This is a genomic window from Micromonospora mirobrigensis, from assembly GCF_900091555.1.
Lineage (GTDB): Bacteria > Actinomycetota > Actinomycetes > Mycobacteriales > Micromonosporaceae > Micromonospora > Micromonospora mirobrigensis.
Window position 1 is genome coordinate 1,364,993 of the sequence record NZ_FMCX01000001.1, and the last position, 14,853, is coordinate 1,379,845.

Here is a 14,853-nt window from a genome sequence, read left to right on the forward strand (position 1 = left end):
ATTCCCGCCCACGGCCGTTGCCGTCCTGCCGTACGCTGCCGCTCATGAGAGCAGCCGGCACGTTCACCGTCGCGGCCTTCGTCCCCACCGAGCTGGTGCCGGAGCCCGCCGTCAAGACCGCGCTGCCGGTGGGGATCTCCAAGCTGGAGAAGCGCTACACCGGCGAGGTGGAGGGGCGCTCGGCGACGCTCTTCACCGCCGCGTACGACCAGGCGGCGGGCGTCGGCACGTACGTGGCCATGGAGTCGTTCGAGGGCTCGCTGAACGGGCGGCACGGGGCCTTCAACTTCGTCCACTCCGCGGCCACCTCCGGCAGCGACCGCAGCGGCGAGTTCTTCACGATCGTGCCGTCCAGCGGCACCGGCGAACTCGCCGGCATCACCGGCACCGGCGGGCTGGCCGTGGACGCCGACGGCAGCCACCGGATCTGGTTCGACTACCAGATCGGCTGAGGAGAGCACGATGGCGAGGTTCGTCGTACCCCTCGTCTGCCTGGTGGCGCTGTTCGCCTTCTACCGGCTGAACCAGCGGCTCGTCGACCGTAAGGGCCTGGACCATCGGCCGTACTTCGTACCCAGCCTGTGGGGTCCGCTCGGTACGCTGATCATCGTGCTGGCGCAGCCCCTGGGCTGGGCACGGCGTCCCTGAGCGTCAGGAGGGCCGCTACCGGTCCGGACGCTGCTGCCCCTGGCGGCGCTGGGCGATACCGCCCTGGATCGCCTCCCAGACGCTCCGCCCGGCCTGGCGCAGGCTCTCCCCCGCCTGGGAGGTGAGCTGCCCGCCGCCGCGTTCGCCCGTCTCGCCGCGTTCGGCCTGCTCCGCCGGCCCGGCCGACGGCTCCCCTGCCTCCTTCTCCTGCTCCGACGCGGCCGGTCGGGGCTGCTCCTCGGGCGGCGCGGCCGGTTCCTCGGGCGGCAGGCCCGCCGGCGGCTCCGGCGACGGTCCGACCGGTGCCCCGGGCCCCGCGGACGGCTCGGTGGTGAGGCCACCCGCCGGCGCCTCGGGCGGTCGCGGGCCGGACTGCACGTCGGCCTGGGTCCGCAACGCCTCGTTGGTCACCCGGTTGATCGACCCGAACTGCCGCCCGGCCTGGTCGGCCGCCCCCTCGATCGCGCCCAGCGGATCCCCGACCACGGAGGCGGCCTCGTCGGTGATCCGGGTCGCCGCGCGGGTGGCGTCCGCGACGCCCAGCTCGGCGGTCCGGGCCAGCGCAAGGATGATCTCCGGGTTGCGGTCGATCGTGGTCAGCGCCCGGTCGAGGATGTCCACCAGCTTCTCCAGGCGCACCTTGAGCAGCGCCTCCGCGTGCACCCCGGTGATGTCCAGCTCGACCCCCTCGATGTGCACCCGCACCCCGGCGTCCAGCTGCAGCAGGTTCGCCAGCCGGGTCCGCAGCGACACGTCGGCGTCGAGGCGGTCCACCGCCAGCCGGATGGACTCGACCGACACCTCCGGTATGTCGAGCAGGACGTCCGGTTCGACGTCCCGACCGACGGCCCGCTGCCCGGTCCGCTCCGGCTCCTGCTGTCCGGCTCCGCTCTCGCCCATCGCTCCCCGCTCACCCCGCCGATCCCGCGTCCGCCACGGACCCGTGCGGCGGTTACCCGCTTTCCGCTCCGCCATCCACCGGCTGCGGGGCGCTCACCTGGGACGACCCGCAGACCCAGCCGGACGGGCGTACGGCTGTCGGAATGGCGGCCGGATCACGGTCGTGAAGCGGTCCCGCCGCGAAGCTGCGTGGTCGGGCATGAGCCGGTATGGTCCGGGCCTATGGGACAGGAGATGGCCGCACCGGGCGACCTCCGCCAGGACTGCGACCGGTACTGGCTACGGACCACCCTCCTCGCCCCAGCGCCCGCGGAGCGGGCGTTCGCCGTCTTCACCGGCGCGATGAAGGACTGGTGGGTCCACGAGTACACCTGGTCCGGGCCGCGCGCCCTGGCCGAGCTCGGGATGGAGCCGCGCGCCGGCGGCCTGCTCTACGAGATCGGCCCGTACGGGTTCCGCAGCGACTGGGGGCGGGTGCTCACCTGGGACCCGCCCCGGCGGCTCGTCTTCACCTGGCAGATCGGCCCGGACCGCGTGCCGCTGCCCGATCCCGCGCTGGCCAGCGAGGTCGAGGTCCGCTTCGAACCCGAGGGCGAGGGGCGGACCCGGGTCGTGGTGGAGCACCGGCACTTCGACCGGCACGGCGCCGCCGCAGAGGGCTACCGCCAGGCGCTCACCGCCGGCTGGCACGAGCTGCTGTCCCGCTATCTCGCCTCGGTGACCCGGCAGGGCTGACCGCCGGCCCGGCCGTTCTGCGGCAACCGGGCCCCGCCGAGCGCCGCCGTCAGTGGGGCAGCGGGCGGGGGCGGGCGGACGCGGCGACGCCCGGATCCCCGAGGTCGGCGCGTCGGCCGGCCGCCGCGCCCGAGCCGAATCCGCCACCGGCCAGCCGGCGGGGCGCCGCGGTGCGCAGCCGGGGGTACGCCTCGGCGAGCCGCCGCTCGACCCGACCGGACCGGTCGGCCAGCACCAGGGCGACGGACGGGGCACCGGAGCCTTCGACGGCGTCCGCCTCGGCGGCCCGAAGTCGTTCCCCGATCACCTGGGCGAAACCGGCGAGCCAGGACCGGCGGAAGGCGCCGGGGTGCTCCCCGGCGGGCACGGGCGTGCCGGCCAGCCCGTGCGCGGCCTGCACCAGCAGTGAGGTGAAGAGCAGGTCGACCCGTTCCAGGTCGCTGGCGAAGCCGAAGAGGTGCAGCACGAAGCCGCTGCCCTGCTGGCGGCGTACGCAGCGGCAACGCAGCGGGTCGGCGACCGCGGCGAGCAGGCCGGCCTTGTCCCGGGCGTACGGGGCGAACACCTCGACCTGCCGGTCCCCGACCGGGTCGCTGGCCGGGTCACGGGCGGCGAGCAGCGCCCGGTCGACGCCGTAGCGGGCGATCAGCTCGGTGGCCTTGGCGGTGAAGGCGGCGGACTCCTGCGGCGTGCAGGCCGGGTCCTCGGCCTGGGCGAGCAGCTTGCGCACCTTGCTGAGCATGGCCTCGGACATGGCATCAGAGCTATCACAGGCGGGGCTTGCGGCAGACATCGACCGGTACCATCACCACGCTCAGCTCCCTGTCCGCAACACAGGGTCCATTCCACCCCCTGGAGGCACCCATGGCACATCCGGTCGTCCGCCTGATCGCCGTGACCGCGGCGTTTCCCCTGCTCGCCGTCGGGTCACCCGCGTCGGCCGCCGAGCCGGACGACGGCCCGGTCGGCATCGCCACGACCTGCTACGGCGGCGCCGTCCGCTCGTACTTCGAGACCGGCAGCTGGGGCGGCGAGGCGGGCACCTACCGCACCACCAGCCGGTGCCGGGACATCAACGTCCGCAACGCCAGCGCCTTCGGCACGGAGGCGTGCGTGATCTTCGTGGACAAGACCGACGGCTGCAACCGCTGGACGTACCTGCCGGCGAAGTCGGGCTGGATCGCGGTGGCGACCGACGTCCGGGACGGGGTGAACTTCCGGGTCCGCTTCGACAACCTGCGCTACGAGTACGAGCCGCTGGTGGCGTACCACGCGTTCTGACCGTCGTGGGGTCGCGGCGCCCGCTCCCCAGGACCGGGCGCCGCGACGTCATGGGGTGTCGCGGCTGCGCAGTGTCGCCACCGTCGAGCCGGCGAGGGTGAGCAGGCAGTCCGGCAGCAGGCCGTCGGCGACGGCCGCGCCGAAGAGCGCCTCCCCGGTGTCCGCGTCGTGGTTGGCGTACGCGCTGACGAACCGGGCCACCCAGCGGGTGTCGTAGCCGGCCTGGTCGATGCCGGGGAAGTCCAGGGCCGCACCGGTCGTGGCCGGCGCGTCCCCGAGCATGGTCGCGGCCAGGCACCAGGCCACGCCGTACGCCCCGGCGAGGCCGGATCGGTCGACCACCGCGTCGAAGGTGCCGACGACGCCGTCGCCGTCGCCGGAGAGCGCGGAGCGGAGCACGGCCGCGGCGTCGTCGAGGGTCTGCTCTGGCAGGTCGGTCACCTGCCGAACAGTAGGACGGCCGGTCAAGCGGTGACCCTCACGGAGCTGCCGGTCACCCCACGTGACGGTGGGCTGTCGACGAACCGACTGACCCGCCTCCACGATCCCGCCGGCCACGGCGGCACGCTAATGTGCGCAGCGGACCTTCGCCGGAGGAAGGACGACCATGCTCGTTTCACGCGGTTCGCGCGCCAAGGCCCTGGTGGCCTGCGCGACGCTCCTGCTCGCCACCAGCGCGTGTGGGGACGACAAGCCCGAAGAGGAGCCCGGGGCCGCCCAGGTGCGCCTCTACGGCACCGACGGCAACATGCTCAACTCCTTCCCCGCGGAGTTGAAGGATCGGGCCGACCTGGTCGACGGCATGAAGGGCACCACCCCGCTCACGCCGTTGCCCGACGACTTCAAGAAGCGGCTACTGTCCGTCGACCCGGACCTGACCGACTTCCTCTACTCCGCCGAGGCGTACGACGCGGTGGCGATCAGCGCGCTCGCCACCCAGCTCGCCGGGACCACCGAGCCCCGGGCGATCGCCCGGCAGATCGTCGGTGTGACCAACAACGGGCAGCGCTGCGAGACGGTGGCGCTCTGCCTGCGGCTGGCCCGCGAGGGCCGGGACATCGAGTACCGGAGTGTGTCGCTGACCCGGGCGGGGTTCACCGACGCCGGGGAGCCGGCCACGGCCAGCTACGCGACCCTGCACTTCGACGGCGAAAAGATCAACGACGGCAAGACCGAGTTCGTCGGCGCGGGCGACGAGTCCGGCGCCAGCACGAAGTCGCCGCCGAAGCCGCGGAAGCAGGGCGGCGGCAAGGCCGGTCCGCTGATCCTCGGCGGGCTGCTCCCGCAGACCGGTGACCTGGCCCTGGCCAACCCGCCGCTGGCCGCCGGCGTCGCCCTCGCGCTGCGCGACGTCAACGCCGCGGGTGGGGTGCTCGGCAAGCCGGTGACCTGGATCCCGGGCGACGACGGCACCAACCCGGCGATCGCCAAGGCCACCGTCGCCAGGCACGTCGCGGCGGGCGTGCAGGTCATCATCGGCGCCGGCGCGTCGGGCATCTCCCGGGAGGTGCTGCCGCAGGTGGCGGCCGCCGGGCGGGTGCTCTTCTCACCGTCCAACACCGACGCCGGGCTGACCTCGGTGGACGACAAGGGCCTCTACTTCCGTACCGCCCCGCCGGACAGCCTCCAGGGCCGCGCCCTGGCCGACGTGATCCTGCGCGACGGCCCGCACAAGATCGCCCTGGTGGCCCGGAAGGACTCCTACGGCGAGGGCCTCCAGGAGAGCGTCCGGGCCCAGCTGGAGGGCGCCGGCATCGGCGCCGACCAGATGAAGCTGGTGACCTACGAGCCGCCGGCCAAGGGGAAGACGGTCGACTTCGCCGCCGGCGCCGCCGAGATCAAGAGCTTCCGGGCCGACGCGGTGCTGCTGATCGGCTTCGGCGAGTCGGCCGCCGTGATCAGCGCGCTGGCCGATGCCGGGGTGCCGATCCGGCACTGAACGTGGACGGGGCCGCACCGGGCGAGCCGGTGCGGCCCCGTCGTGTCCGGGCGCGTTCAGCGGGAGCGGCGGCGCTCCAGGAACTCGGTCATCCGGCGGTGCTTCTCCTCGTCCTCGAAGAGCACCGCCTGGCTGAGCAGGTCCAGCTGGGGGTGGGCGGCCGGCGGGGAGTCCACCGCCAGCTTGGTCAGTCGCAGCGCCAGCGCGGAGCCCTTGGCGATCTCGTCGAGCAGGGCGTGCGCGGTCGCCAGCAGCTCCGCCGGCTCGGCCACCACCCGGTTGACCAGGCCGATCCGCAGCGCCTCCTCGGCGTCGACCCGCCGGCCGGTGAAGAGCAGCTCCTTGGCCCGGGCCTCACCGATCAGCGCCGGCAGCCGATAGGTCGCGCCCGCGCCGGCCAGGATGCCGAGCCGCACCTCGGGCTGCCCGAACACCGCACGGTCCGTGCAGACCCGAAGATCGCAGGCGTACGCCAGCTCGGCGCCCCCGCCCAGCGCCGGACCGTCCACGGCGGCCACGGTGGGCATCGGCAGCGCCCGGATCCGGGCGAAGGCGGCCTGGTTGATGGCGGCGAGGGCGTCGAGCCGGCCGCGTTCCCGCAGCTGGGCGATGTCCGCCCCGCCGGCGAAGATGCCCTCCGCCCCGCCGGTGAGCAGCAGCAGCCGGGGGTTCGCCTCCAGCTCGGCGCAGACCGCGTGCAGCTCGCCGATCAGGTCCGCGTCGATGGCGTTGCGCTTCTCCGGCCGGTCCAGGGTCACCACCAGCCGGTCCGGCCGCTCCTCGATCCGCAGCCCGGTCATGAGCGGGCACCGTCCTTCCAGGTGTAGAAGCCCTGGCCGGACTTCTTGCCCAGCCTGCCGTCGGCCACCATCTCCACCAGCAGCGGCGGCGGCGCGAACCGGTCCCCGTACGCGGCCTGGAGGGTGCGGGCGATGTCCAGCCGCACGTCCAGCCCGACCAGGTCGGTCAGCTCCAGCGGGCCCACCGGGTGCCGGTAGCCGAGCACCATCGCCTTGTCGATGTCGGCCGGGGCGGCCACCCCGTCGGCGACCATCCGGATCGCCTCCAGGCCGAGGGTGACCCCGAGGCGGGAGGTGGCGAAGCCGGGCATGTCGCGTACGACGACGGGGTCCTTGCCCAGCCGCCCGGCGAGCGCGACGGCTGCGTCGGTGGTCTCCCGCGCGGTGGCCGGGCCCACCACGACCTCCAGCAGCGCCATCGCCCAGACCGGGTTGAAGAAGTGCAGCCCGATGAAGTCGGCCGGCCGGTCCAGCCCCTCGGCCAGCTCGGCGATCGGGATGCTGGAGGTGTTGCTGCCCAGCAGCACCGGCTGCCGTCCCTCGGCCTCGCGGAGCACCGCCCGCTTGAGGTCCAGCCGTTCCGGCACCGCCTCGACGATCACGTCGGGCCGCTCGGCGACCTCGGCGAGACCGGCCCGCAGAGTGAGCCGCTCCCGGTTGGCGGCCGCGTCCGCGGCGGTCAGCTTGCCCCGCGCGACCCCCCGTTCCCACAGCTCGCCGAGGCGCGTCACGGCGGCGGCGCCGCGCGCCGGGTCCACCTCGACCAGCTCGACGCGGTAGCCCGCGCCGGCCGCCACGTACGCGATGCCGAGCCCCATGGTGCCGGCCCCGACGACGACAAAACGACCACTCATGACGCTCCTCCGCTGCGGACGGCGGCGCACGGGGTCTCCGTCGCGCGGGGCCGCTCGCTCATGGGTGCGACCCTATGCAGCAGCCCCGCGGACGGCATGCGTGGGGGCCGGCCGGATCGGGTACTGACGGCCGTCAACCGAGGGAAGGAACTGTGGACATGAGCCAGGCACCGGAGAGCGTCGACACCACCGCCACGGCGGAGGCCACCGCGACGGTGGAGACCCGTGGCGACGAGCGCGTGGACCTGCTCCGCGCCGACACCAACAACGACGGCAGGACCGACGTCTGGGTGGTGGACACGGACGGCGACGGCAAGGCCGACCTGTTCCAGTTCGACACCGACGGTGACGGCAAGGTGGACATCACCATGGTCGACATCGACGAGGACGGCACCCCGGACGAGGTGGTCGACGGCGACGGTGGCCTGCCGCCCGAGCAGCTCCCCCCGACCGTCCAGGTCTGAGGCGTAAGCAGGGGCCCCTTGTTAACGCATAGCGTTAACAAGGGGCCCCTCCTAACGTCCCGGCCCGGCGCGGCGCGGCTCAGCGGGCCAGGGTGAGGGTGGCCAGGTAGTAGGGCGCGTCGGCGGTGTCCACGTCGGTCAGCCGCCACGGCGTGCCGTGCACCAGCTCGGCGAGCTCCTCGACCGAGCAGACCAGGTAGTCGAACCACTCGGTGCCGAGCTGCCGGTAGCGCAGCCGCAGTCGCAGTTGCCCGCCGAGCCGGCCCCGCCGGCGGTTGCGCTCGTGGTAGCCGGTGTGCACCGGGTCGGTGGTGCCGTAGGGGTCGGTGCCGTGCGCGACGACCTGCGCGCCGGGCCGGGCCAACGCCGCCAGCGCGGCCAGGAAGGCCGGCGCCCGCTCCCGCCCCTCGATCAGGCCGAGGTTGTTGCCGAGCAGCAGGAAGGTGTCGTAGCGGTGGCCGTCGGCGACGTGCTGGTCGACGGTGCCGTGGACCACGTCGCGCAGGCCGCGGTGCCGGCAGACCCGCAGGGCACCGAGCGAGGTGTCCAGCCCGACCACCGGCACGCCGCGCTCCTGGAGGTGCAGGGCGATCCGGCCCGCACCCACCCCGACGTCGAGGGTGCGGCCCCGGACCCGGTCCACCGCCCGGTGGTCGTACGGCTGCCAGTCGGCGGGACCGGCGAGGTAGTGCTCGGTGGGGGCGCCGTTGACCAGGCCGTCATCCCGCTCGATGATCTCGATGACCGGTCGGGGCAGGCGCCCGCCGACCAGTGGCCGAGGGCCGATTCCGGTGGCGACGGCGTACGCGTCCCGGATCATCTCGCCGAACACGTCGCCGACCGTGGGTTCCCCGACCATGTCGGTCACGCTATCCGGGCGTCCGCCGGCTGTCGCGGCCGTATCCTGGCGGCGTGACCGACCTGGACCGCCTGGCGGCGGAGAAGTACGTCCTGCTCACCACCTTCCGCAAGGACGGCCGGGCGGTGCCCACCCCGGTGTGGGCGGTCCGCGACGGTGACGCGCTGGCGGTGTGGACCGTGTCGGACTCCGGCAAGGTGAAGCGGATCCGGCGCGACGGCCGGGTGACGGTGGCGCCGTGCGACGTGCGGGGCAACCCGCGGGGCGCGGCCCTGCCGGCGCACGCGAGCATTTGCGACCGGGACGGCACCCGCCGGGTACGTGACCTGATGAAGCAGAAGTACCGGCTGCTCGGCCGGCTGAGTCTGCTGGGCAGCCGGTTGCGCCGGGGCGAGGCGGGCACGGTGGGGCTGCGGGTCGTGCTGGACGGGTGAGAAATACGAGTCAGGGGCGGCGGGCTCGTCGCCCACCGCCCCTGATCGGAACGCTCTTCTCCGGTGCTCCCGGTCGGTCAGTCGCCCTGTCGCTGCTGGGGGATCTGTCCCTGGAGCAGGGCCCGCACCTCGGACTCGCGGTAGCGGCGGTGACCGCCCAACGTCCGGATGGCGCTGAGCTTGCCAGCCTTGGCCCACCGGGTCACCGTCTTCGGGTCGACACGGAACATCGACGCCACCTCGGCCGGCGTGAGTAGCGGCTCTGGTTCGTGCGTTCGCGATGCCATCGGTCACTCCTCCACATGTATAGACATCGGCCGGGGTCCCGCCGGCCGACGCGTCTCCCATGGTCCGGCTAGTCCCCGATGTCCGACATGGGCCGAACGGATGAAGGTCCCTAGACGGACGGATGAACCATGCCCGATTTTTACGACTTTTACACCGCAGAAACCGCCTTAATGGGACGGATGATCACGGTTCGTGAAGCGTCAACTACGAGCTGATCTCGGATTGACCTGCCTCATTGTGGCCTTTGCGGTCAGTTGCACCGCTCGAGCAGCTGCACCGCGCGCCACCGGGCGACCAGCTTGTCGTACGCCTCGGAGGCCTCCTCCGCCTCGCTGCGCGACAGCGCCGCCAGCCCCGCCGCGACCAGCTCCGGCGAGTCGTCGGCGGTCAGCGTCTCGTCCGGCAGCAGGTCGACCAGGCCGCCGTAGTCCAGCTCCACCACCGACCGCGGGTGGAACTCCTCCAGCCAGCGGGCGGCCTCCTCGACCGCCTCGGTGATCGGCGCCTCGCCGACCGACTTGCGCAGCACCGACAGCGCCCGCGACGACCGGCGCCGGGCCTTGGAGATCTCCGTGCGGTAGCGCAGCGACCGCCGCCCCGGCCCGGTGACCAGCTCCCGTTCCGTCGCGTCGACGAGCACGAACCAGCGCAGCGGGACACCCCAGGTGGCGATCTGCTCGTGCAGCCGCGGCACCCCGTGCTCCAGCACCCGCGCGCCGCTGCGCCAGTCGTCCACCACCGCCTTGGCCTGACCGGCGAGGATCGGGGGGACGAAGGCGTCGGCGAGCACCGACGGCACCCCCTCGCGGGCGCTCAGCGCCGCCTCGGCCACCCGGATCCGCAGGTTCCACGGGCAGACCAGCAGCGCCTCGTCGGCCTCCAGCACGTACGCCTCGTCGGGCAGGTCCGGCAGCCGGGTCCAGCCCGCGCCGAGCGCCTCGATCACCGCGGTCCGCTGCCGGCCGGGGCCCTCCGCCGGGGTGACCGCGCGCCCGTCGGTCACGTACCGCTGCCAGTACGACTGGCGCTCCCGGTCGAACGCGGACAGCGGCTCGTACACCCGCAGGTATGAAGCGAAGAGCGACGGCACGGCGCGATCCTCCCACGAATCCTGGAGCCATCCCCCGTCCGCACGTCGGGATCGCGCGTGACGCGGACGACAGTACGGCGTCGGCCGATATTAGGCTCTGCACCACCGGCAGCATCCCCGCCGGTGTCCACCAGGTCCGCGCACCCACAAGGGCGCCCGCCGTCACAGGAGTCAGCCATGGGCGTATTCGCCAGCACCGACGACCCGGGATCGACCGGTCACGAACAGGTCGTGTTCTGCCAGGACAAGCAGTCCGGCCTCAAGGCGATCATCGGGATCTACTCGACCGCGCTGGGCCCCGCGCTCGGCGGCACCCGGTTCTACCCGTACGCCAGTGAGGAGGCCGCCCTGGCCGACGTGCTGGACCTCTCCCGCGGCATGGCGTACAAGAACGCGCTGGCCGGCCTGGACCTCGGCGGCGGCAAGGCGGTGATCTGGGGCGACCCGGATCAGCTCAAGAGCGAGGCGCTGCTGCGCGCGTACGGCCGCTTCGTCGAGTCGCTCGGCGGCCGCTACTACACCGCCTGCGACGTCGGCACCTACGTCGCCGACATGGACGTGATCGCCCGCGAGACGCGCTACGTGACCGGCCGCAGCGTGGAGCACGGCGGGGCCGGCGACTCCTCGATCCTCACCGCGTGGGGCGTCTTCCAGGGGATGCGGGCCGCCGCGGAGCACGTCTGGGGCACGCCCACCCTCGCCGGCCGGCGGGTCGGCGTGGCCGGCCTGGGCAAGGTCGGCAAGTACCTCACCGGGCACCTGATCGAGGACGGCGCCGAGGTGGTGGCCACCGACGTCAACCCGAAGGCCCTGGAGTGGGTCCGCACGACCTACCCCCAGGTCACCCTGGTCGAGGACGCCTCGGCCCTGGCCGCCGCCGACATCGACGTGTACGCCCCGTGCGCGCTGGGCGGCGCCCTGAACGACGACACCGTGCCGGCGCTGCGGGCGAAGGTGGTCGCCGGTGCCGCGAACAACCAGCTCGCCCACCCCGGCATCGAGAAGATCCTCGCCGACCGGGGCATCCTGTACGCGCCCGACTACGTGGTGAACGCGGGCGGCGTGATCCAGGTGGCCGACGAGATCGAGGGCTTCAACTTCGACCGGGCCAAGCTGCGCGCCACGAAGATCTTCGACACCACGCGGGAGATCCTGCGCCTGGCCGACACCGAGGGCGTACCGCCCGCGGCGGCTGCGGACCGGCTCGCCGAGCGGCGGATGGCCGACATCGGCCGGCTGCGGACGATCCGCCTGTCGTGACCGTGGCCACCCGGGGATTCCGGCCGCGAGCCGGCCTCCCCGGGTGGTGCCGTCGGACGGCCGGGCGCTAAGGTGCTCTGGGGATGATTTGTAGCATTTTGACGGTGTCACGGCCACCCCGGCGGCCACTCCTTACCCGGTACACTGGGTCACGGTCGGGTGACCGCGACGCGCGGAGCCGGCCAGCGGTAACCCGAGGTGCCGAACGGTGGCATCCCCATGTACCGTAAGAGCCACGAGAGATGCCTGACGTCATCGGGGCCCGCCTTCGGGCTGCCCCGAATTCTGTGCGAGGGGGTCGAGCCATGGGGCGCGGCCGTGCTAAGGCCAAGCAGACGAAGGTGGCCCGGGAGTTGAAGTACCACTCCCCGAACACCGACCTCACCGCCTTGCAGCGCGAACTGGCGGGTGCTGGTAAGTCGGACCACGACTTCGACGACGACTACAAAGAGTATGTCGACGACGATGACGAGGACCACGACGCGGACGACGACCCTGATCCCTGGGCCCGTCCGACCCGCTGATCCAAGGACACAGCTGAGCACGCGGTAACTCCCGCGTGCTCACCCATGTGTCCGCTGGAAGGTCGGCGTACCAACCGGCGATCAAGGGCCTGCCGGGCCGGGCGGTGCTGCCCGGCGAACCCCGTCAGGTCCCTTGATCCGCAGGGCGTACCCGCGCTCAGCGGGGTCGGTTGTTCCAGTTGTAGAACGTCGGGATGTTCTCGAAGTGGTTCCAGGCGCAGACCGCGCTGGCCCCGTCGCCGCCCGCCACCTCCGCCCGCGACCGGCGGGCCTCCTCCGCCTCGTGCAGGAGTGCGGTCAGACCGGTGGCAGCGGCACGGACCCGGTCGGCGACCGGATCCTCGACCTCCCCGGTCCGCTCAGGCTGCCGGTGACTCGTGGTCTCGGGCATGCTGCAACACTCCCTCCAGTAGGTGGATCTTGCTGTTGCGGCAGTGTTCGGTCTCCGTACCGTCGAAACGCCCCAGCTCGAAGTAACGGTTGGCCGCGTGGCCGCCGCCACAGAAGCCGAAGTACGGGCAGGACGCCCGGCACGCCTCCACCCCGGTGAGGAACTCACCCACCCAGGGCGTGCCCCCGGCACCGGCCAGGATCTCCCCCAACGGCGTCACCAGCACGTTGCCGCTGCTGAAGTCGCCGTACCGCGGGTCGGTGAAGCCGGCCAGCTCCGGGGAGAGCACGGTGACCGAGCCGTCGTGACCCACCGTCGGGATCGGGTCCAGCCGGCGGGGCAGCAGGTCGTCGGCGGCGCCGTCCAGGATCGCCGCCGCGTACCGCAGGGACCACTCCACCTCGCGCAGGTGGATCCGCGGGTCCCGCCGCCAGGCCGCCACCAGTTCCGCCCAGAACGCCGTCACCGCCGCCGCGTCGTGCGCGTTCCCCCGGGTGTTGACCCCCTCGGTCTCCTCGATGTTGATGCCCAGGACGTCGCAGCCCAGGTCGAGGAAGTAGTCGTACAGCTCCGCGGCGAGGCCCGGACCGGGGCGGCTCACCACGGCCAGCGCCGAGAAGGGCAGCCCGTGCCGGCGCAACGCCTCGACCCCGCGCACGATCCGGTCGTACGCGGGCCGGCCGCCCCGGGTCACCCGGTCGCCGTTGCGCTCCCGGGGCCCGTCCACGCTCACGCTCACCCGCACCCGGTGCTCGGCGAGGAACCCGCACCACGCGTCGTCGAGCAGCGTGGCGTTGGTCTGCACGTGGTGCTCGACCTCGGGATCGAACGGCGCGATCAGCGCGGCGAGGTGCTCCCGGCCGGCGGCCAGCGGCTCCCCGCCGTGCCAGACCACCGAGAACCGGCCGGCGCTCGCCCACGGGTTCACCGCGCGGGCCACCGCCTCGGCCACGGCCACCGGCATCCGCCGGTCCTCGCCGCGCAGCGGCAGGTAGCAGTAGGCGCAGTCCAGGTTGCAGAGGGTTGTCGGCTGCATCACCACGTACGACGGCACGGCGGCGATGCCGCGCATGCCCGCCCGAGCGGCCATCGGCCCTCCTTCCCAGCCTGAGAGCGAACCTTCAGGCTAGGCGGCGATGGCCACTCGGGTGAAGACCTGATCAGGTGCTCGGACGATCACCCGAGAGTGATCATCAACCCCGGGTGTGCTGACCGACCATCTGCACGTTGCCGGAACCCTCGATGATCTCGCCCGCCTGCCAGGCGTCCACGCCACGGCCGGTCAGGGTCGCCAGCGCCCGGTCGGCGTCCTCCGCCGAGACGATGGCGAACATGCCGACGCCCATGTTGAAGGTCGCCTCCATCTCCGGGTCCTCGATCCGGCCCTTGGACTGGACCAGGTCGAAGACCGGCTGGGGCTTCCAGGTGGAACGGTTGACCACCGCGTCGACGTGCTCCGGCAGGATCCGGACCAGGTTGCCCGGGATGCCGCCACCGGTGACGTGGGCCAGGGCCCGCACCTCCGCCTCGGCGATCAGCTTGAGGCAGTCCTGGGCGTAGATCTTGGTCGGGGTGAGCAGCTCCTCGCCGAGCGTGCGCTGCCGGCCGAAGTCGTCGATCACCACGTCCAGCCGCATCCGGCCGGCGCCCAGCAGCACGTGCCGGACCAGGGAGTAGCCGTTGGAGTGCAGGCCCGAGGAGCGCATGGCGATCACCACGTCACCCACCTCGACCCGCTCCGAGCTGAGGATCTCGCTCTCCTCCACCACACCGACACCGGTGGCGGAGATGTCGTACTCGTCCGGGCGGAGCACGCCGGGGTGCTCGGCGGTCTCGCCGCCCAGCAGCGCGCAGCCGGCGTACCGGCAGCCGTCGGCGATGCCGGCGCCGATCTCGGCGACCTTGTCCGGAACGACCTCGCCGGTGGCGATGTAGTCGAGCAGGAACAGCGGCTCGGCGCCGCAGGCCACCAGGTCGTCGACGACCATCGCCACCAGGTCGATGCCGACCGTGTCGTGGATGTCCATCTGCTGGGCGATCACCAGCTTGGTGCCCACGCCGTCGGTCGAGGAAGCCAGGATCGGGCGCTTGTACTTCTGGGTGTCCAGCCGGAACAGGCCGGCGAAGCCGCCCAGGTCGCCCATGACCTCGGGCCGCCGGGTCGACTTGACCTTGGACTTCAGCAGCTCGACCGCGCGGTCGCCCGCGTCGATCGACACCCCGGCGTCGGCGTACGAGACCGAGCGTTTGCGCCCGGCACGGCCGCTGCCGGCCGTCCACGGCTGGCGGTCGCCACCGGATCCGGTCGGGCTGCTTCCTGCGCCGCTGCGCTCGGACACGTGCGTCACGGTTCTCCCCTTTGTGGTTCTCGGTGCCGCACCGGCGG

General features: G+C 72.9%; 20 protein-coding genes. 9 read left to right on the plus strand and 11 right to left on the minus strand.

What is annotated here, in order from left to right:
• Window positions 1-44: 44 nt before the first annotated feature.
• Both GA0070564_RS06490 and GA0070564_RS06495 read left to right on the plus strand, forming a co-directional pair.
• Complete coding sequence (locus tag GA0070564_RS06490; RefSeq protein ID WP_091603826.1) at window positions 45-452, plus strand: DUF3224 domain-containing protein; 408 nt, start codon at window positions 45-47, stop codon at window positions 450-452.
• Window positions 453-462: 10 nt separating this feature from the next.
• On the plus strand, window positions 463-648 hold the full coding sequence (locus GA0070564_RS06495) for a hypothetical protein (protein ID WP_091603829.1): 186 nt from the start codon (window positions 463-465) through the stop codon (window positions 646-648).
• Between the two features lie 15 nt (window positions 649-663).
• Here the strand turns inward: GA0070564_RS06495 and GA0070564_RS06500 are convergent, their stop codons facing one another.
• The gene (locus GA0070564_RS06500; RefSeq protein WP_091603832.1) at window positions 664-1,548 is read right to left on the minus strand and encodes a hypothetical protein; all 885 of its coding nucleotides are present in this window, start codon (window positions 1,546-1,548) and stop codon (window positions 664-666) included.
• 222 nt (window positions 1,549-1,770) lie between these two features.
• Here GA0070564_RS06500 and GA0070564_RS06505 point away from each other — a divergent pair, with 222 nt between their 5' ends.
• Complete coding sequence (locus tag GA0070564_RS06505) at window positions 1,771-2,283, plus strand: SRPBCC family protein (RefSeq protein ID WP_091603835.1); 513 nt, start codon at window positions 1,771-1,773, stop codon at window positions 2,281-2,283.
• Between the two features lie 49 nt (window positions 2,284-2,332).
• Here GA0070564_RS06505 and GA0070564_RS06510 read toward each other — a convergent pair whose 3' ends face one another.
• A complete protein-coding gene (locus tag GA0070564_RS06510; protein WP_091603839.1) occupies window positions 2,333-3,037 on the minus strand; it encodes a DUF2786 domain-containing protein in 705 nt (234 codons plus the stop codon).
• A 110-nt stretch (window positions 3,038-3,147) separates the two neighbouring features.
• On the opposite strand from GA0070564_RS06510, the gene GA0070564_RS06515 reads away from it, so the two are divergent.
• Entirely contained in the window at window positions 3,148-3,564 is a 417-nt protein-coding gene (locus GA0070564_RS06515; RefSeq protein WP_091603842.1) for a hypothetical protein, read from the plus strand.
• A 48-nt stretch (window positions 3,565-3,612) separates the two neighbouring features.
• Here the strand turns inward: GA0070564_RS06515 and GA0070564_RS06520 are convergent, their stop codons facing one another.
• Complete coding sequence (locus GA0070564_RS06520) at window positions 3,613-4,005, minus strand: hypothetical protein (RefSeq protein ID WP_091603845.1); 393 nt, start codon at window positions 4,003-4,005, stop codon at window positions 3,613-3,615.
• A gap of 166 nt (window positions 4,006-4,171) precedes the next feature.
• Here GA0070564_RS06520 and GA0070564_RS06525 point away from each other — a divergent pair, with 166 nt between their 5' ends.
• Window positions 4,172-5,503, plus strand: coding sequence for an ABC transporter substrate-binding protein (locus tag GA0070564_RS06525; protein WP_091603848.1), 1,332 nt, complete (start codon window positions 4,172-4,174; stop codon window positions 5,501-5,503).
• A 56-nt stretch (window positions 5,504-5,559) separates the two neighbouring features.
• On the opposite strand, the gene GA0070564_RS06530 is transcribed toward GA0070564_RS06525, so the two are convergent.
• Together GA0070564_RS06530 and GA0070564_RS06535 are read right to left on the minus strand one after the other, a co-directional pair.
• Window positions 5,560-6,303, minus strand: a complete 744-nt coding sequence (locus GA0070564_RS06530) for an enoyl-CoA hydratase/isomerase family protein (protein ID WP_091603850.1) — start codon at window positions 6,301-6,303, stop codon at window positions 5,560-5,562.
• Window positions 6,300-7,157: a 3-hydroxyacyl-CoA dehydrogenase family protein gene (locus tag GA0070564_RS06535; protein WP_091603852.1), complete on the minus strand. Its 858-nt coding sequence runs from the start codon at window positions 7,155-7,157 to the stop codon at window positions 6,300-6,302. The genes GA0070564_RS06530 and GA0070564_RS06535 overlap by 4 nt, the downstream gene beginning before the upstream one ends.
• Window positions 7,158-7,315: 158 nt before the next feature.
• On the opposite strand from GA0070564_RS06535, the gene GA0070564_RS06540 reads away from it, so the two are divergent.
• Entirely contained in the window at window positions 7,316-7,621 is a 306-nt protein-coding gene (locus GA0070564_RS06540) for a hypothetical protein (RefSeq protein ID WP_091603854.1), read from the plus strand.
• Between the two features lie 79 nt (window positions 7,622-7,700).
• Here the strand turns inward: GA0070564_RS06540 and GA0070564_RS06545 are convergent, their stop codons facing one another.
• Window positions 7,701-8,480, minus strand: coding sequence for a class I SAM-dependent methyltransferase (locus GA0070564_RS06545; RefSeq protein WP_091604683.1), 780 nt, complete (start codon window positions 8,478-8,480; stop codon window positions 7,701-7,703).
• 53 nt (window positions 8,481-8,533) lie between these two features.
• Between GA0070564_RS06545 and GA0070564_RS06550 the strand changes: the two genes are divergently transcribed.
• Window positions 8,534-8,914, plus strand: a complete 381-nt coding sequence (locus GA0070564_RS06550; RefSeq protein ID WP_091603857.1) for a PPOX class F420-dependent oxidoreductase — start codon at window positions 8,534-8,536, stop codon at window positions 8,912-8,914.
• A gap of 77 nt (window positions 8,915-8,991) precedes the next feature.
• Here GA0070564_RS06550 and GA0070564_RS06555 read toward each other — a convergent pair whose 3' ends face one another.
• Together GA0070564_RS06555 and GA0070564_RS06560 are read right to left on the minus strand one after the other, a co-directional pair.
• Window positions 8,992-9,201 (minus strand): BldC family transcriptional regulator, encoded by a 210-nt coding sequence (locus tag GA0070564_RS06555; protein ID WP_007073996.1) that lies wholly within the window; start codon window positions 9,199-9,201, stop codon window positions 8,992-8,994.
• A 251-nt stretch (window positions 9,202-9,452) separates the two neighbouring features.
• Window positions 9,453-10,292, minus strand: coding sequence for a DUF8083 family protein (locus GA0070564_RS06560; protein ID WP_091603860.1), 840 nt, complete (start codon window positions 10,290-10,292; stop codon window positions 9,453-9,455).
• Between the two features lie 177 nt (window positions 10,293-10,469).
• On the opposite strand from GA0070564_RS06560, the gene GA0070564_RS06565 reads away from it, so the two are divergent.
• Both GA0070564_RS06565 and GA0070564_RS06570 read left to right on the plus strand, forming a co-directional pair.
• Complete coding sequence (locus GA0070564_RS06565; protein ID WP_091603863.1) at window positions 10,470-11,552, plus strand: Glu/Leu/Phe/Val family dehydrogenase; 1,083 nt, start codon at window positions 10,470-10,472, stop codon at window positions 11,550-11,552.
• A 305-nt stretch (window positions 11,553-11,857) separates the two neighbouring features.
• Window positions 11,858-12,076: a DUF3073 domain-containing protein gene (locus GA0070564_RS06570; RefSeq protein WP_088969216.1), complete on the plus strand. Its 219-nt coding sequence runs from the start codon at window positions 11,858-11,860 to the stop codon at window positions 12,074-12,076.
• Window positions 12,077-12,233: 157 nt separating this feature from the next.
• Here the strand turns inward: GA0070564_RS06570 and amcA are convergent, their stop codons facing one another.
• From amcA to purM, 3 genes are all read right to left on the minus strand, one after another.
• Window positions 12,234-12,467, minus strand: a complete 234-nt coding sequence (gene amcA / locus GA0070564_RS06575) for a multiple cyclophane-containing RiPP AmcA (RefSeq protein WP_091603866.1) — start codon at window positions 12,465-12,467, stop codon at window positions 12,234-12,236.
• A complete protein-coding gene (gene amcB / locus GA0070564_RS06580; protein ID WP_342672531.1) occupies window positions 12,436-13,539 on the minus strand; it encodes a cyclophane-forming radical SAM peptide maturase AmcB in 1,104 nt (367 codons plus the stop codon). Before amcB ends, amcA begins: the two co-directional genes overlap by 32 nt.
• A 121-nt stretch (window positions 13,540-13,660) precedes the next feature.
• On the minus strand, window positions 13,661-14,815 hold the full coding sequence (gene purM, locus GA0070564_RS06585) for a phosphoribosylformylglycinamidine cyclo-ligase (protein WP_091603872.1): 1,155 nt from the start codon (window positions 14,813-14,815) through the stop codon (window positions 13,661-13,663).
• Window positions 14,816-14,853 lie beyond the last annotated feature (38 nt).

Coding starts and splice junctions, on each gene's coding strand:
- GA0070564_RS06490 (WP_091603826.1), top strand. CDS start 45: ATGAGAGCAGCCGGCACGTTCACCGTCGCGGCCTTCGTCCCCACCGAG.
- GA0070564_RS06495 (WP_091603829.1), top strand. CDS start 463: ATGGCGAGGTTCGTCGTACCCCTCGTCTGCCTGGTGGCGCTGTTCGCC.
- GA0070564_RS06500 (WP_091603832.1), bottom strand. CDS start 1,548: ATGGGCGAGAGCGGAGCCGGACAGCAGGAGCCGGAGCGGACCGGGCAG.
- GA0070564_RS06505 (WP_091603835.1), top strand. CDS start 1,771: ATGGGACAGGAGATGGCCGCACCGGGCGACCTCCGCCAGGACTGCGAC.
- GA0070564_RS06510 (WP_091603839.1), bottom strand. CDS start 3,037: ATGTCCGAGGCCATGCTCAGCAAGGTGCGCAAGCTGCTCGCCCAGGCC.
- GA0070564_RS06515 (WP_091603842.1), top strand. CDS start 3,148: ATGGCACATCCGGTCGTCCGCCTGATCGCCGTGACCGCGGCGTTTCCC.
- GA0070564_RS06525 (WP_091603848.1), top strand. CDS start 4,172: ATGCTCGTTTCACGCGGTTCGCGCGCCAAGGCCCTGGTGGCCTGCGCG.
- GA0070564_RS06530 (WP_091603850.1), bottom strand. CDS start 6,303: ATGACCGGGCTGCGGATCGAGGAGCGGCCGGACCGGCTGGTGGTGACC.
- GA0070564_RS06535 (WP_091603852.1), bottom strand. CDS start 7,157: ATGAGTGGTCGTTTTGTCGTCGTCGGGGCCGGCACCATGGGGCTCGGC.
- GA0070564_RS06540 (WP_091603854.1), top strand. CDS start 7,316: ATGAGCCAGGCACCGGAGAGCGTCGACACCACCGCCACGGCGGAGGCC.
- GA0070564_RS06545 (WP_091604683.1), bottom strand. CDS start 8,480: ATGGTCGGGGAACCCACGGTCGGCGACGTGTTCGGCGAGATGATCCGG.
- GA0070564_RS06555 (WP_007073996.1), bottom strand. CDS start 9,201: ATGGCATCGCGAACGCACGAACCAGAGCCGCTACTCACGCCGGCCGAG.
- GA0070564_RS06565 (WP_091603863.1), top strand. CDS start 10,470: ATGGGCGTATTCGCCAGCACCGACGACCCGGGATCGACCGGTCACGAA.
- GA0070564_RS06570 (WP_088969216.1), top strand. CDS start 11,858: ATGGGGCGCGGCCGTGCTAAGGCCAAGCAGACGAAGGTGGCCCGGGAG.
- amcA (WP_091603866.1), bottom strand. CDS start 12,467: ATGCCCGAGACCACGAGTCACCGGCAGCCTGAGCGGACCGGGGAGGTC.
- amcB (WP_342672531.1), bottom strand. CDS start 13,539: ATGCGCGGCATCGCCGCCGTGCCGTCGTACGTGGTGATGCAGCCGACA.